At 66.8% G+C, this 1205-nt stretch carries 2 protein-coding genes; both read left to right on the top strand.

The genetic code is table 11. The features are described 5' to 3' along the window. A partial coding sequence (pdxS, locus tag DESPIG_RS12540) for a pyridoxal 5'-phosphate synthase lyase subunit PdxS (protein WP_006009534.1) occupies nt 1-882 on the top strand: 882 nt, incomplete at its 5' end. 1 nt (nt 883) lies between these two features. After that, nucleotides 884-1205: pyridoxal 5'-phosphate synthase glutaminase subunit PdxT (gene pdxT / locus DESPIG_RS12535; protein WP_006009532.1), on the top strand; the 322-nt coding region annotated here is incomplete at its 3' end.

Here is a 1205-nt window from a genome sequence, read left to right as displayed (position 1 = left end):
ATGGAACAGGGCACCATTCGCCTGAAGACCGGTCTTGCAGAAATGCTCAAGGGTGGCGTCATCATGGACGTGACCACCCCCGAACAGGCGAAGATCGCCGAAGAAGCCGGCGCCTGCGCCGTCATGGCTCTTGAACGCGTCCCGGCCGACATCCGCGCCGCCGGCGGCATCGCCCGCATGGCCGATCCCACCATCGTCAAGCGCATCATGGAAGTGGTGAGCATCCCCGTCATGGCCAAGGCCCGTATCGGCCATTTCGTGGAAGCCCGCATCCTCGAAGCCCTGGGCGTGGACTATATCGACGAGAGCGAAGTGCTGACCCCCGCCGATGACCGCTATCATATCGACAAGCGCGACTTCACCGTGCCCTTCGTCTGCGGCTGCCGCAACCTGGGCGAAGCCCTGCGCCGCATCGCCGAAGGCGCGGCCATGATCCGCACCAAGGGCGAGCCCGGCACCGGCAACGTGGTGGAAGCCGTGCGCCATTGCCGCCAGGTCATGGACGAGATCCGCGTGCTCTGCTCCCTGCCCGAAGCCGAAGTGGCCAACTTCGCCAAGGAAAACGGCGCTCCCCTGGAAGTCTGCATGGCCGTGCGCAAGGAAGGCCGCCTGCCCGTGGTGAACTTTGCCGCCGGCGGCATCGCCACCCCCGCTGACGCCGCCATGATGATGCACCTGGGCTGCGACGGCGTGTTCGTGGGCTCCGGCATCTTCAAGTCCGGCGACCCGGCCAAGCGTGCCCGCGCCATCGTGCAGGCCGTGACCAACTACAAGGACTATGCTCTGCTGGCCGAGATCTCCCGCGATCTGGGCGAACCCATGGTGGGCATCGACATCTCCACCATCCCGCCGGCCGAACGCATGCAGGAGCGGGGCTGGTAGCATGGCCCGCATCGGAGTCCTGGCCCTGCAGGGGGCCTTCCGCGAACATGCCGCAGCGCTGCGCCGCCTGGGCGCCGACGTCTGCGAAGTACGCCAGCTCAAGGACATGGAAGGCCTTGAGGGCATGGTCATCCCCGGCGGCGAAAGCACCACCATCGGCAAGCTGCTGGTGGAATGGAACATGCTGGAACCGCTGCGCCGGCGCATCCTGGACGGCATGCCCGTCTACGGCAGCTGCGCGGGCCTGATCCTGCTCTGCAAGGAGATCGAAGGCTCTGACCAGCCGCGTCTGGGCGTGCTGGACGCCACCGTGCGCCGCAACG

Origin of the sequence: Desulfovibrio piger ATCC 29098, from assembly GCF_000156375.1 — a bacterium.
In the GTDB taxonomy this organism is placed as follows: domain Bacteria; phylum Desulfobacterota; class Desulfovibrionia; order Desulfovibrionales; family Desulfovibrionaceae; genus Desulfovibrio; species Desulfovibrio piger.
The sequence above is the reverse complement of the archived record's forward strand: the minus strand, read 5'-3'. Positions and strand labels throughout refer to the sequence as shown.